Consider the following 14,234-nt stretch of genomic DNA (forward strand, 5'->3'; position numbering starts at 1 on the left):
GGCTGGCGGCCTGTAGGGGTCACGGCCCGGGCCGCGGCGGGAAGTCCGTCGTCCGGGCCAGCGGGTCCCACTCCTCCCAGGCGGCGAGGCGCTCGCGCAGGACGGCCGGGGCCCGGTCGGCCGCGCCGGCGCCCAGCAGCACGCGCAGCGGCGGCTCCTCCGCCTCGAGCAGGCGCAGCAGCGCCACGCCGGCCCGGCGCGGGTCCCCGGGCTGGAGGTGCGCGAAGGCCCCCGACAGGCCGTGCCGGCGCTGCGCGAGGACGGAGTCGTACGCGGGCATCGGCGCGGCCCGCACCATCGAACCCCCGCTCCAGTCGGTGCGGAACTCGCCGGCCTCCACCAGGGTGACCTTGATGCCGAAGCCCGCGACCTCCTGGGCCAGGGTCTCCCCGACCGCCTCCAGGGCCCATTTGCTGGCGCAGTACACGCCCAGGTTCGGGTAGGTGGTCACGCCCGCGATGCTGGACATCTGGAGCAGGTGGCCGCTGCCCTGGCGGCGCATCAGCGGCAGCACGGCCTGCGACATCCACAGCGCGCCGAAGAAGTTCACCTCGAACTGGTCGCGCACCTGCCGCTCGTCGACCTCCTCGACGGCCCCGGCCAGCCCGTAGCCCGCGTTGTTCAGCAGGACGTCGATGCGCCCGGCCCGCTCGCCGGCCTCGGCCACGGTGGCGAACACCGCCGAGCGGTCGGTGACGTCCAGGGCCATCGGCAGGACCCGGTCGCCGAAGCGCCGGACGAGGCCGTCGAGCGTTTCGGCGCGGCGGGCCGTGGCGACGACCGTGTCACCCGACTCGAGGACGACCTCGGCGACGGCCCGCCCCAGGCCCCGCGAGGCGCCCGTGACCAGCCAGACCCGAGGCGTCCCCTCGGTCATGCGCGGGCCCGCTGCTCGGCGAAGGCCTTGGCGTGGTGGAGGGTGGCGGTGCTGTTGGTGCTGAGGGCGGTCCGCACGTACTCCTTGGCGTCCTCGACCGTGGCCCCGGGGCCCAGCACCCGGGCGATGTTGTCGGTGTTGAGGGTGACGGTGTGCTGGGAGGAGGCGAGGACGCCGCCCTCCCCGTCCTCGGCGAAGGTCCAGTAACCGGTGTGCAGGCTCATCAGCGCCGGCAGGGTCGTCTGCTTGTAGGCGATCTTCTCGTGCGGGAAGGTCACCCGGTAGGACCTGGTGGTGTGGACCGAGCCGTCCTTGGCGCGGGTGTCCATCTCCAGCTCCTGGAGGCCCGGGGTGTCCTCGGTGAGGCGTACGACCGCCACGTGCGGCAGCCGCTCGGGCCACCGGTCCGCCTCGTTGACGAAGTCGAAGACGTCCTTGGCGGAGCCGTCGACGCGCACCGTGTCCTCGAAGGAGAAGGTGAGGTCCTCGGTGGCGTGGGCGTGCTCGACGTTCGCCTTGAGCGCGGCGAGCTCCGAGCGCGAGTTGCGGTCGACGGCCTGGTCTATCCACAGCAGGCTCGCCGGGTCGTCGCCCACCGCCCGGTAGTCGTGCAGCAGCCGCACCCGGGACTCGGACCGCGACACCGGCTCGATGATCCAGGTGCCGCCCATGGCGGCGACCGGCGGCGCGGGGATCTCCTGGCGGAAGGTGATGGTGAGCCGCTCCGGGTCCAGGGTGCGCCGCGAGGTCCAGTTCTTGGGCTCGCCGTTGGCGATCGCCCAGATCTGGATGCGCTCCTCGTTGCCGCCCTGCGGGACGTGGTCCACGTAGAGGGTCGGGGGGAAGATCCGCGGCCAGTTCCGGACCTCGGCGATCAACCGGTACACGGCGGCGGCCGGGGCCGAGACGGTGATCTCGTGCTCCACTTCGCGCAGGCCCTGCTGCGGCATGGTCTTGCTCCTCGGGTTCGGGGGTCGTGAGGGGACGCGCGGGACGGGGGACTCAGAAGTTCCCGAGGCCGCCGCAGACGTTGAGGGCCTGGGAGGTGATCGAGGCGGCCGTGTCGGAGGCCAGGTAGCCCACGAGCCCGGCGACCTCCTGCGGCGTGGAGTAGCGGCCGAGGGGGATCTTGGCCTGGAACTTCTCCAGCACGGCCTCCTCGGTGGTGTCGTACGCGGCCGCATAGCCCTGGCGGACGCGCTCGGCCATCGGGGTCTCGACGTAGCCGGGGCAGACGGCGTTGACGGTGATGCCGGTCGGGGCGAGCTCGTTGCCCAGCGCCTTGGTGAAGCCGACCACGCCGTGCTTGGACGCGGAGTAGGGGGCGCCCAGGACCACGCCCTGCTTGCCCGCGGTGGAGGCGATGTTGATGATGCGGCCGCGGTTCTTGGCGCGCAGGCCGCCGGTGTTCAGGGCCTCGCGGGTGACCCGGAAGACACTGGTGAGGTTGGTCTCGATGACGTCGTTCCACAGCTCGTCGGCGATGTCGGCGGTGACGCCGCCGCCCGACCGGCCGGCGTTGTTGACCACCACGTCGAGGGTGCCGAACCGCTGCACGGCGGCCTCGATCCAGGCCCGTACGCCCTCCCCGCTGCGGACGTCCACGCTCGCGCCGTCGACCTCGAGGCCCTCGGCGGTGAGCTCCTTCACCGTCCGGGCGACGTTGTCCGCGTCGCGGGCGCCGATGAAGACGCGGTGCCCCGAGGAGGCCAGGGTGCGGGCCACTTCCAGGCCGATACCGCTGGTCGCGCCCGTGACAACGGCAACACGCTTGGTCTGGTCCTGGTCCTGGTCCGGCATGTGAACTCCTCGGCGGTTTTCGACGGGTGACGCACGCGGAGACTCCGCCACCTCGGTGGAGGGGTGCTCGAAGGGCTCTCGGACCGGGCCGGGCCAGCCCGTCGGCGCAGCGCCGCCACCTGCCCCGGACGGCGGTCCGCCGGTACGGGGACCACCGGGCCTCCATCGGGCGTCGAGCGGCCGTCCACAAGCTCGGACGGACACCCGCACGTGAGAGGCGACCATGATCAACCTGTTTCAGCCCCAGGTCGGAGCGGAGGAACTCGATGCGGTCGCCGGGGTGTTCCACGACCGGCGGCTCGGCAGCGGACGGCGGACCAGGGCCTTCGAGGCGGCCTTCGCCGAACACCTGGGCATCCCCGCCGACCACGTCGTCTTCACCAGCTCCGGCACCTCCGCCCTGCACCTGGCCTTCGAGACCCTCGGCCTCCAGGACGGCGACGAGGTCGTGCTGCCGTCCATCGGCCTGCCCCCCACCGCCGAGGCCATCGCCGCCCGCGGCGGCCGCCCCGTCTTCTGCGACGTCGACCGCCGCACGCTCAACCCGGCCCTGGAGGACATCGAGGCCGCCCTCACCGAGCGCACCCGGGCCGTCCTGCTGCTGCACTACGGCGGCCGCACCGGCGACGTCGTCCGCATCGCCGCGCGCTGCCGCGAACTGGGCGTCCTGCTCATCGAAGACGGCGCCTGCTCGGTGGCCTCCCGCGTCGACGGCGTGCCCGCCGGCACCTTCGGCGACCTCGCCGTCTGGAGCTTCGACCCCGGCCGGGTCATCGTCACCGGCGACGGCGGCATGGTGTACGCCAAGGACCCCGAGCGCGCCGCCCGGACCAGGCTCCTCGCGCACCGCGGCCTCGTACGGGCCACCAGCTTCGGCCACACCACCCCCGCCGGCGGGGGCGAGCCCGACCTGCCCGAGTACGGGCGCGGCATCGTCGGCAACGACCTGACCGCCGCCATCGGCCACGTACAGCTGCGCCGCCTCCCCGAGATGGTGGAGCGGCGCACCCGGATCGCCGAGCGCTACGACCGGGAGCTGGCCGGGACCGAGGGGCTGCTGACGCCCCCGCCGCTGCCCGAGGGCCAGGACACCACCCACTGCCTGTACTGGGTGCAGCTGGACCCCGCCATCAAGGACAAGGTCGTCGCCGACCTGCTTGCCGAGGAGATCTACACCACCTCCCACTACGCCCCCCTGCACCGGGTCCGGGTCCAGGACCCCGCCGAGGACGCCCCGGCGGCCCGGCTCCCCGCCTGCGACTGGGCCGTCGACCGCACCGTGCGCCTGCCCCTGCACCCCGGCCTCAGCGACGAGGACGTGGCCGCCGTCATCGGCTCCCTGCGCCGCGCGGTCCGGTCGCGGCTCGCCGAAGCCAGCACAGAAGAAGGACTCACCGTGAAGGACACCCCATGAACCGACGCGTCGTCATCACCGGGATCGGCGTGGTCGCACCCGGGGGAGTGGGCACCGGGGAGTACTGGGCCCGGCTCACCTCCGGCCGGACCGCGACCCGTGCCATCAGCCTCTTCGACGCCACGGGCTTCCGCTCCCGCATCGCGGCCGAGGTGGACTTCGACCCGCTCGCCCACGGCTTCACCCCCGAGGACGCGGCCCGCCTGGACCGGGCCGCGCAGTTCGCGCTGGTCAGCGCCGACGAGGCGGTGCGCGACAGCGGCCTCGACACGGCGGCCCTGGACCCGGCGCGCACCGGTGTCACCCTGGGCAGCGCGGTGGGCTGCACCACCGGCCTGGACACCGAGTACAACGCGGTGAGCAAGGGCGGCTCCACCTGGGAGGTCGACCACACCCTCGCCGTGCCGCACCTGTTCGACTACTTCGTGCCCAGCTCGATGGCGGCCGAGGTGGCCTGGCGGGTCGGCGCCCAGGGGCCCGTCTCCATGGTCTCCACCGGCTGCACCTCCGGACTGGACTCCATCGGCCACGCCGTGGAGCTGATCCGCGAGGGCAGCGCCGACGTGATGGTCACCGGCGCCACCGAGGCCCCCATCTCCCCGATCACCGTCGCCTGCTTCGACGCCATCAAGGCCACCTCGCCGAGCAACGACGACCCAGCGACCGCCTCCCGGCCCTTCGACGCCACCCGCAACGGGTTCGTCCTCGGCGAGGGCTCGGCCGTCCTCGTCCTGGAGGAGCTGGAGAGCGCCCGGCGCCGCGGCGCCCACGTGTACGCGGAGATCGCCGGCTTCGCCAGCCGCGGCAACGCCTACCACATGACCGGACTGCGCGCCGAGGGCCGCGAGATGGCCGAGGCCATCACCGTCGCCCTCGACGAGGCCCGCCTCGACCCCGGCGCCGTCGACTACGTCAACGCCCACGGCTCCGGCACCAAGCAGAACGACCGGCACGAGACCGCCGCCTTCAAGCGCGCCCTCGGACAGCGCGCCTACGAGGTCCCGGTCAGCTCCATCAAGTCGATGATCGGCCACTCCCTGGGCGCCATCGGCTCCCTGGAGGTGGCCGCGAGCGCCCTGGCCATCGAGCACAACACGGTCCCCCCGACCGCGAACCTGCGCACCCCCGACCCGAGCTGCGACCTGGACTACATCCCGCTGACCGCCCGCGAGCACCGCACCGACGCCGTGCTCAGCGTCGGCAGCGGCTTCGGCGGCTTCCAGAGCGCCATGATCCTGACCCGCCCGCGTCTGGGAGATGCCGCATGACCACCGACACCGTCACCGCGCCCGCCCCCGCTCCCGCCATGTCGGCCGGGGCGGCCTCCGCCGACCCGGTCGTCACCGGAATCGGCGTCGCCGCCCCCAACGGCCTGGGCACCGGGGCCTGGTGGGCCGCCGTCCTGCGCGGCGAGAACGGCATCCGCCCCCTCACCCGCTTCGACGCCTCCCCGTACCCCGTCGGGCTCGCCGGCGAGGTCCCCGGCTTCGACGCCGCCGAGCACCTGCCCGGCCGGCTGCTGCCGCAGACCGACCAGGTGACCCGGCTCGCCCTCACCGCGGCCGACGAGGCGCTCGCCGACGCCGGCGTGGACCCGGCCCAGCTGCCCGACTACGCGGCGGGCGTGATCACCGCCAGCTCCGCGGGCGGCTACGAGTTCGGCCAGCGCGAGCTCCAGGCCCTGTGGAGCAAGGGCGGCCAGTACGTCAGCGCGTACCAGTCCTTCGCCTGGTTCTACGCCGTCAACAGCGGCCAGATCTCCATCCGGAACGGCATGCGCGGCCCCAACAGCGTGCTCGTCAGCGAGCAGGCCGGCGGGCTCGACGCGGTCGCCCAGGCCCGCCGCCAGATCCGCAAGGGCATCCGGCTGGTCGTCACCGGCGGCATGGACTCCTCGCTCTGCCCCTGGGGCTGGGCCGCCCACCTGGCCACCGGCGAGCTGAGCACCGTCGAGGACCCGGCCCGCGCCTACCTGCCCTTCTCCGCCGACGCCGGCGGGCACGTGGTCGGCGAGGGCGGTGCGCTGCTCGTCCTGGAGGACGCGGCCGCCGCCCGGGAGCGGGGCGCCGACGTGTACGGCTCGGTCGCCGGGTACGCCGCCACCTTCGACCCGCCGCCCGGCTCCGGCGGCGCCCCGCGCCTCGGCGACGCCGCCGCGCTGGCCCTGCGCGAGGCCGGGCTCGCCCCCGCCGACGTCGACGTCGTCTTCGCCGACGCGGCCGGCCGCCGTGCCGCCGACCGGGACGAGGCCCGGGCCATCGCGGACCTCTTCGGGGAGTACGCGGTCCCGGTGACCGCCCCCAAGACCATGACGGGCCGGCTCGCCGCGGGCGGCTCCTCCCTCGACCTGGCCGCCGCCCTGCTCTCCCTGCGGGACGGGGTGATCCCGCCGACCGTCCACACCGGGCCGCCCGCCGGGGACTGCCCGATCGACCTGGTGACCGAGGTCCGTACGCCCGGGCGGATGCGCACGGCCCTGGTCCTCGCGCGCGGCCGGGGCGGCTTCAACGCGGCCCTGGTGGTCCGGGGCCGGTGACCGGCCCCGCCGCGGCCCCCCGGATGCGGGAGGTGGCCGAGCACGTGTACGCGTACGTCCAGCCGGACGGCGGCTGGTGCCTCAACAACGCGGGCCTGGTCACCGGCGGCCGCGGCGCGGGCGGCGGGCCCGCGCTGATCGACACGGCCGCCACCGAGGCGCGGGCGAGGGCGCTGAAGGAGGCCGTCGCACGGGTCACCCCCGAGGCCCCGCGCTTCGTGGTCAACACCCACGCGCACGGCGACCACACCTTCGGCAACCGGTTCTTCGCCGACCGGGCGCTGGTCGTCGCGCACGAGGGGACCCGGGAGGAGATGGCCCTCGCCGGACTGCACCTGACCGGACTGTGGCCGGACGTCCCCTGGGGTGAGGTCCGCGTGGAGCTGCCCGGGCTGACCTTCCGCGACGCGCTCACCCTGGCCGTGGGGGACACCCGGGCCGAGCTGCTGCACCCGGGCACCGCCGCGCACACCGCCGGCGACACCGTGGTGTGGCTGCCCGAACAGCGGGTCCTGTTCACCGGGGACGTCGTGATGTCCGGAGCCACACCGTTCTGCCTGTCCGGCTCGGTCGCCGGCTCGCTCGCCGCCATCGAGGCGCTGCGCGCCCTCGGCCCGCGCACCGTCGTCGCCGGGCACGGCCCGGTCGGCGGCCCCGAGCTCCTCGACACCACCGCCGGGTACCTGCGCCACGTGCAGCGGCTGGCCGCCGAGGGCATCGCGGCCGGACTGACCCCGCTGGAGACCGCGCACGAGGCGGACCTCGGGCCCTACGCGGAGCTCCTCGACAGCGAGCGCCTGGTCCCCAACCTGCACCGCGCCTACGCGGAAGCGGCGGGAGCGCCGCCGGGCCGGCCGCTCGACGTCGAGGGGATGTTCCGCGAGATGGTCGCCTTCCACGGCGGCCTGCCCGCCTGCTCCGCCTGAACGGGCAGGCCGTTGACGGCGTTAACGGCGTTAACGGTCCCTGCCGTTCTGCGGGTTGGCGGCGTTAACGGCGTTAACGGTCTCTGCCGTCCTGAGGGGTGGCGGCGTTAACGGCGTTAACGGTCGGGCGGCGCGGGCGGGCGGTCGGTGCGGACGGATCCAGTGCCCTTCCAAGGGGCCTCAACCGGGGATGAGGACCCTGATGGGCCGGGATCAGCCCGATCAGGAGGACAGCACCGTGCCGATCTTCAGATACCCGGAACTGCCCGTCGACGGGCTGCTGCGGCTGGCCGCGCGGCGCGACCCCGCCGCCTGCGCGGTCCGTACCGCCCACGGCCTGCGGACCTTCGCGGAACTCGACGCCCGCGCCGACCGCTTCGCCGCCTACCTGGAACACGCCCTGGGACGGCGCGGGGCCCGCGTCGGCGTCGCGAACACCCTCGACGAGGACTTCGCCGCCGCCTACTACGGCACCCTGCGCAGCGGGAACACCGTCGTCCTCCTCAACCCGCTGGTCAGGGCGGCCGGGCTGCGCCACGTCTGCGAGGACGCCGCGGTCGAGACCGCCTTCGTGCCCACCGCCACCGCCGAACAACTGGTCAAGATGGCGGACCGGCTGCCCCTGCTGCGCGCGGTCGTCGTCACCGACGCACCCGACGGGATCGTCCCCTGCGACGCCCTGCCGCTGTCCGTCGCCCTGGACAGCGCGCCGCCCGCGCCGCCCCGCCCCCGCGCGGCCTTCGACCCGGACACGGAAGCCTGCGTGCAGTTCACGACGGGCACCACGGGCCGGCCCAAAGGGGTGCGGCTCACCCACCGCAACCTCGTCGCGAACGCGGCGCAGACGGCCGCCGCCCACCGGCTGGACGCCGACGCGGTGACCCTGAACCACCTGCCGCTCTACCAGCCGATGCACCTCAACTCGGCCGTGTACGCGGGCGCCTGCCAGGTGCTGTGCCCCTGCCCCCGCCCGGCCGCCGCCCTCGACCTGGCCGACCGCACCGGGGCGACGCACCTCTACACCCTGCCCGCCCGCCTGCACCAGCTCGCCGCCGACCTGCGCTTCGCCGAGGGCCCGGCGGGCGCCGGCCTGCCGGACCCCCTCCCCGGCCGGCCCGGGCGGCTGACCGTGGTCCTCTCCGGCGGCAGCGCGCTCGCCCCGGCAGACGCCCGGCTGCTGGGCGAGCGGCTCGGGGTACCGGTCCTCCAGGGCTACGGCATGGCCGAGCTCTCCCCCCTCACCCACTCCCAGCGGCCCGACGGCGTGACCGGCACCGGTTCGGTGGGGGCGCCGGTGCCCGGTACGGAGTGCCGTGTCGTGGACCCGGGGACGGGGGTGCCGCTGGGTCCGGGGGAGACCGGTGAGGTGCAGGTGCGCGGGCCGCAGCTGATGGCCGGCTACCTGGGGGAGGGGGGACCGCCCGTGGCGGAGGGCGGCTGGTTCTCCACCGGGGACGTCGGCCGGACCGGCCCGGACGGGCAGCTGTTCCTCGTCGACCGCCTCGACGACGTCTTCTCGTACGACAGCGAACTCGTCTCGCCCACCGCCGTCGAAGCCGTCGTCGCCGCCGACCCCCGGGTCGAGGACTGCGTGGTCGTGGGCTGGCCCGACCCCGTCCACGGAGCCGTCGTCTGGCTCGGCATCGTCCTCGCCGACCCGACCGCCCCCGGACTGCTCGACGTACTCGACTCGATCGTGGAGGGCGCCAACGCCCGGCTGGCGCCGCACGAGCAGATCAGGCGGGTCGAGGTCCTCGACGCCGTCCCGCGCTCGCCCACGGGCAAGCCGGAGCGGCGCTCGCTGCGCCGCGGCCTGCGCCGGCGGGCGGCGGCCGAGGCGGGCGCCTGAGCGGCGCTCGAGCCGGGGACCGCGCGGGGTCTGAGCCCGGCGTCCCGGGGCAGGCGACCGGGCGGGCCGTCCTCGCGCGGGCGCGCGGACGACCGGGCGGGCCTCCTCGCGAGGGCCCGTGGACGACCGGTGCAGCCGGGGTCCAGGCCCCTTCGAGTGCTCCTCCGCCGCCGCCCGCGATGGTCGGGAGCGAGGTTGAGAGAGGTGTGATCCGATGTCGGATGAGCGTGTGCAGCACACGTCGTACTCGGTGGACGTCGCCGCCCCCGCGGGCGTGGTCTACGCGCTGATCGCGGACACCACCCAGTGGCCGCTGTTCGTCCCGCCCAGCGTCCACGTCGAGCGGCTGGACTTCGACGGGACCAGGGACCGCTTCGGCATGTGGGCCACCGCCAACGGAACGGTCACCTCCTGGGTCTCCCAGCGCTCCCTGGACCCCCGCCGGCGGACCATCGACTTCCACCAGGAGGTGCCGGCGCCCCCGGCCACCTCCATGGGCGGCCGGTGGACCGTCGAGGAACTGGGCGCCGCCCGCTCCCGGCTGACCCTGCTGCACCGGTTCGCGGTCCGCGGCGACGACCCGGCCGGCGCCGAATGGCTCACCCGGGCCACCGACACCAACAGCCGCGCCGAACTCGACCAGCTGAAGGAGACCGCGGAGCTGTGGGCGAAGCTCGACGGCCTGCTGCTGACCTTCGAGGACTCGGTCCGCGTCCACGGCCCCTCCGAGCTCGTCTACGACTTCCTCTACCGCGCCGGTGACTGGCCCGTCCACCTCCCCGAGATCACCCGGGCCGACGTGGTCGAGGACCGCCAGGGCGTCCAGCTGCTCAGCGCCGACACCCTCGGCGCCGACGGCCGCGCCGAGACCACCGAGTCGGTCCGGGTCTGCTTCCCGCACGCCGGCCGGATCGTCTTCAAGCAGACCCGCACCCCCCGGCTGCTGGCCGCCCACACCGGGGAGTGGGCGGTCAACCCCGACGAGAGCGGGGTCACCGCCGTCGCCAGCCACCAGGTCCTGCTCCGCGAGGAGGACATCGAGCCCGTCCTCGGCCCCGGCGCCGACCTCGCCCAGGCCCGTGACCACGTACGCCGCGCCCTCGGCGGCGCGAGCACCCGCGTCCTGCACCTCGCCCGGCGGCACGCGGAAACGGCCGTCCGCACCCTGATCCCGGGGCGATGAGCCCGGCCCCCGGCGACCGCCCGCCGCTGTCCGCCGCCCGGGCCGCCGCCCCCCGGCCGCGGACCCTCCCCGCGGCGCCCCTCCAGCTCGACGTCCTGCTCGACGGCCTCACCCACCCCGGCCGGGGCCTGCACGCCGAGCAGCTGCACTGGCGCCGGCCGGGGCCGCTCGACCTCGAGCGGTTCGCCCGCGCCTGGCAGACCGTCACCGACCAGGAGGCCGTCCTGCGCACCGGGCTCGCGGAGCCCGCTCCGGGAGCCCGGCCGGGCTTCGCCGTGCACCCGTACGCCGCCCCGCGGATCACCCGCCACCGGCCGGACGGCGCCGGGCCCGAGGCCTGGGACGCGCTCCTCGCCGCCGAGCGGAAGCGCGAGTTCGACCTGACGCGGCCCGGGCCGCTGCGGATCGCCCTGCTCGACGAGGCGGACGGCGGCACGCGGGTGCTGCTCACCTACCACCGCGCGCTGCTCGACCGGGTCGGCGCCGGCCACCTGGTGCGCTCCTTCCACCGCGCCTACGCCGCCGACGGCCGGCCCCGGGGCGGGGAGCGGCGGCCCGACCTGCGCGACCACCTCCAGTGGGTCGGCAGCCGGGACCTCGCCCCCGCCCGGGCCTACTGGTCGCGGGCCGCGCCGCCCGCCGGGAGCGTGACCCTGCCCGCCCTGGACCGGGGGCCCACCCACCAGCGCGGGCACGGCCGCACCCGCCAGCGGCTCACCCCGGCGGAGGCCGGCCGGCTGCGCGCGTGGGCCGCGCTGCTCGGCGCCGCCGAGAGCACCGCGCTGCACGCGGTGTGGGCGCTGCTGCTGTACCGGGCGGGGGGCGGCGGGCCGGGCGGGGCGGCCGTGCCGGTGGCCTTCTCGGCGGCCGTCTCCGGGCGGGGGATCCCGCTGGAGGGGGCCGGGGAGCTGCCGGGACCGCTCGGGAACGCCCTGCCGGTGGCGGTGGAGGTCCGCGCGGACGTCACGGTGGCGGAGCTGCTGGGGGAACTCGGCGGCCGGGCGGTGGACCTCGCGGCGTACGAGTGGGTATCCGCCGGGCAGATCCGGGGGTGGGCCCCCGGGAGCCCGGTCACGGAGTCGGTGCTGGCCTTCCTCCAGCCGGAGGGGGGAGGCCGGGCCGGTGCGGCGCCGTGGCCGGGGTCCGGCCCCCGGACCCGGCCCCACCCGCAGCCACCGCCGGAGCCGGGTCTGCCGGACGGGGAAGGAGAGCTGGTCGGGGCCTGCAGCGGGGTGCCCGTCGCCGTCTCGGCGCGGCACGACCGGGACGGCGGGCTCACGCTGACCGCCGTGCACGACCGGACGCGGTTCACGGACGGGGACGCTGCCGAACTGCTGTGGCAGACCGCCCTGTTGCTGCGCCGCCTGCCGTCCGAGGCCGGGCCGAGCACGACCGTCGGCGAAGCGCTGACACCGCTGCACGGGGCACCGCTGCCCCGGGTGGCCCCGGACCCGGTGCCGGCCGCGCGGACCCTGCGCCCGGCCGCCGCGGCCGGGGCCGGCCGGGTCTGCCTGCTCCCGCCGCCGGGCGCCGCCGAGGACTGCTACGACCGGTTCGCGCTCCGGTACCCCGGAGCACCGGAGCTGGTCACCACCGCCCCGACCGCGGCGGCCGCCCTGGCCGCGCTGGCCCCCGCCCTGGCCGCCGGGGAACCGGTCGCGCTCGGCGGACACCCGGGCGCGGCGGAGCTCGCGCACGAGGTCGCCCGGCGGATCGGCGCGTACGGCTGGAGCACCCCGCCGGTGCTGGCCGCCGGATCGGACCGGGCCCTCGCCCGGGCCCTCGCGAACCTCGGCTGACCGCGCCCCCGGGGAGGGTCACGGGGGTGTCCGCACAGTCCCGCCTGCCCTGCGACGTCTCCTGTGCGGACCCCCCAACCCGGTTCGAGCGGTCTTCGACGGCCTTTCAAGCCCCGGCGCGGACCGTGGGAGGGCCCTGTCACCGGGAGCGCCCAGCGCAGAGGGGAGCAGAGCCGTGCCGGCCCTCGCCCAACCGGAACCGCCGCACCTGCCGCACCTGCCGCACCTTCCGCTCGACGGACTGCTCCGCCGGGCCGCCGAGCGCGCCCCCGGCGCCCCCGCGCTCCGCGTGGGCGACCGGACGCTGAGCTTCGGCGAACTCGACGCCCGGGCCGACCGGATCGCCGCCTACCTGGAGTGCTCGGTCGGCCGCCGCGGGGCCCGCGTCGGGATCGCGAACACCCTCGACGCCGACTTCGCCGCCGCCTACTACGGCACCGTCCGCAGCGGCAACACCGTCGTCCTGCTGAACCCGCTCGTCTCGCCCACCCGGCTCGGGAAGGTGCTGGCGTCGGCGGGCGCGGAGCTGGCCGTCGTGCCCCGCGCCACCGCCGCGCTGCTCGCCGACCCCGGCGACCGGCCGCCGTGCCTGTCCCTCGTCCTGGTCACCGGCGCGGGGGACGGTCCCGTCCCCGGGGACACCGTCCCGCTGGACCTCGTCCTGGACGCCGTCGCCGCGGCCGCCCGCTGCGCGCCCTCCGGCGAGCCCGCCGCCTTCGATCCGGACGCGGAGGTGTGCGTACAGTTCACGACGGGCACCACGGGCCGGCCCAAGGGGGTGCGCCTGACCCACCGCAACCTCGTCGCCAACGCCGTGCAGACCGCCACCGCGCACCGCCTCGGGGCGGACTCCGTCACCCTCAACCACCTGCCGCTCCACCTGCCGATGCACCTCAACTCGGCCGTGTACGCGGGCGCCTGCCAGGTCCTGTGCCCCGACCCGGAGCCGCTGGCCTCGCTCGCGCTCGCCGAGAGCACCGGAGCCACCCACTACTACGGGCTGCCCGCCCGCCTGCACCGGCTCGCCGCCGACGAGCGCCTCCACGGCGCCCCGCTCCCCGGCGTCCCCGCCGGGCCCCGGCTGACCGCCGTCCTGTCGGGCGGCAGCGCCCTCGCCCCGGACGCCGCCCGGGTCCTGGCCGAGCGGCTCGGCGTACCCGTCCTCCAGGGCTACGGCCTGGCCGAACTGTCCCCGCTCACCCACTCCCAGACCCCGGACCGCCCGGCGCCCGGTTCGGTGGGGGCGCCGGTGCCGGGTACGGAGTGCCGTGTCGTGGACCCGGGGACGGGGGTGCCGCTGGGTCCGGGGGAGACCGGTGAGGTGCAGGTGCGCGGGCCGCAGCTGATGGCCGGCTACCTGGGGGAGGGGGGACCGCCCGTGGCGGAGGGCGGCTGGTTCTCCACCGGGGACGTCGGCCGGACCGGCCCGGACGGGCAGCTGTTCCTCGTCGACCGCCTCGGCGACGTGTTCCTGCACGACGGCGAACTCGTCTCGCCCAGCGCCGTCGAGCGGGTCCTCGGCTCCGATCCCCGGGTCGCCGAGTGCGCGGTCGTCGGCTGGCCCGACGCCGTGCACGGATCGGTCACGTGGGCGGGCATCGTGCTGCGCGACGCCGGCGCCGGTCCCGCCGTACTGGAGGAGATCGCCGCCCGCGCCAACACCCGCCTGGCGCCCTTCGAGCGCATCCGCCGGGTGGAGGCGATCGACGCCGTGCCGCGCACCCCCGTCGGCAAGCCCGTACGCGGTGAGCTGCGCGCCACCGTCCGTTCCCGCGCGGCCGCGGAAGCGAGTGCCTGAACTCCCGGCTGCACCGCCGAAGTTTGGCGGAGAGGCGCCTGGCTGCTTTAAT

General features: G+C 75.9%; 11 protein-coding genes. 8 read left to right on the plus strand and 3 right to left on the minus strand.

Annotated elements, in window-relative coordinates; genetic code table 11:
- Positions 1–19: 19 nt before the first annotated feature.
- Genes AB0D45_RS12135 through fabG form a run of 3 tightly spaced genes read right to left on the minus strand, consistent with a single transcriptional unit; the run spans position 20 to position 2,677 of the window.
- A complete protein-coding gene (locus AB0D45_RS12135; RefSeq protein WP_361599356.1) occupies positions 20–877 on the minus strand; it encodes an oxidoreductase in 858 nt (285 codons plus the stop codon).
- On the minus strand, positions 874–1,827 hold the full coding sequence (locus AB0D45_RS12140; RefSeq protein WP_362457544.1) for an aromatase/cyclase: 954 nt from the start codon (positions 1,825–1,827) through the stop codon (positions 874–876). Before AB0D45_RS12140 ends, AB0D45_RS12135 begins: the two co-directional genes overlap by 4 nt.
- Before the next feature lie 52 nt (positions 1,828–1,879).
- Positions 1,880–2,677: a 3-oxoacyl-ACP reductase FabG gene (fabG, locus tag AB0D45_RS12145; RefSeq protein ID WP_362457547.1), complete on the minus strand. Its 798-nt coding sequence runs from the start codon at positions 2,675–2,677 to the stop codon at positions 1,880–1,882.
- Between the two features lie 223 nt (positions 2,678–2,900).
- Here fabG and AB0D45_RS12150 point away from each other — a divergent pair, with 223 nt between their 5' ends.
- From AB0D45_RS12150 to AB0D45_RS12185, 8 genes are all read left to right on the plus strand, one after another.
- Positions 2,901–4,091, plus strand: coding sequence for a DegT/DnrJ/EryC1/StrS family aminotransferase (locus AB0D45_RS12150; RefSeq protein ID WP_362457550.1), 1,191 nt, complete (start codon positions 2,901–2,903; stop codon positions 4,089–4,091).
- Positions 4,088–5,359 carry a beta-ketoacyl-[acyl-carrier-protein] synthase family protein gene (locus tag AB0D45_RS12155; protein ID WP_361599368.1) on the plus strand — a complete coding sequence of 424 codons (1,272 nt, stop codon included), beginning with the start codon at positions 4,088–4,090 and terminating at the stop codon, positions 5,357–5,359. Before AB0D45_RS12150 ends, AB0D45_RS12155 begins: the two co-directional genes overlap by 4 nt.
- Positions 5,360–5,397: 38 nt before the next feature.
- A complete protein-coding gene (locus AB0D45_RS12160) occupies positions 5,398–6,627 on the plus strand; it encodes a ketosynthase chain-length factor (protein ID WP_361599392.1) in 1,230 nt (409 codons plus the stop codon).
- A gap of 23 nt (positions 6,628–6,650) precedes the next feature.
- Positions 6,651–7,553, plus strand: a complete 903-nt coding sequence (locus AB0D45_RS12165) for an MBL fold metallo-hydrolase (protein ID WP_362457616.1) — start codon at positions 6,651–6,653, stop codon at positions 7,551–7,553.
- 238 nt (positions 7,554–7,791) lie between these two features.
- Positions 7,792–9,402, plus strand: a complete 1,611-nt coding sequence (locus AB0D45_RS12170; protein WP_362457553.1) for a class I adenylate-forming enzyme family protein — start codon at positions 7,792–7,794, stop codon at positions 9,400–9,402.
- Between the two features lie 214 nt (positions 9,403–9,616).
- Positions 9,617–10,585, plus strand: a complete 969-nt coding sequence (locus AB0D45_RS12175; protein WP_362457554.1) for an aromatase/cyclase — start codon at positions 9,617–9,619, stop codon at positions 10,583–10,585.
- Positions 10,582–12,384 carry a condensation domain-containing protein gene (locus AB0D45_RS12180; protein WP_362457556.1) on the plus strand — a complete coding sequence of 601 codons (1,803 nt, stop codon included), beginning with the start codon at positions 10,582–10,584 and terminating at the stop codon, positions 12,382–12,384. The genes AB0D45_RS12175 and AB0D45_RS12180 overlap by 4 nt, the downstream gene beginning before the upstream one ends.
- A 175-nt stretch (positions 12,385–12,559) precedes the next feature.
- Positions 12,560–14,182 (plus strand): AMP-binding protein, encoded by a 1,623-nt coding sequence (locus AB0D45_RS12185; protein ID WP_362457558.1) that lies wholly within the window; start codon positions 12,560–12,562, stop codon positions 14,180–14,182.
- Positions 14,183–14,234: the final 52 nt, after the last annotated feature.

This window comes from Streptomyces sp. NPDC048352 (assembly GCF_040651895.1).
In the GTDB taxonomy this organism is placed as follows: Bacteria; Actinomycetota; Actinomycetes; order Streptomycetales; family Streptomycetaceae; genus Streptomyces.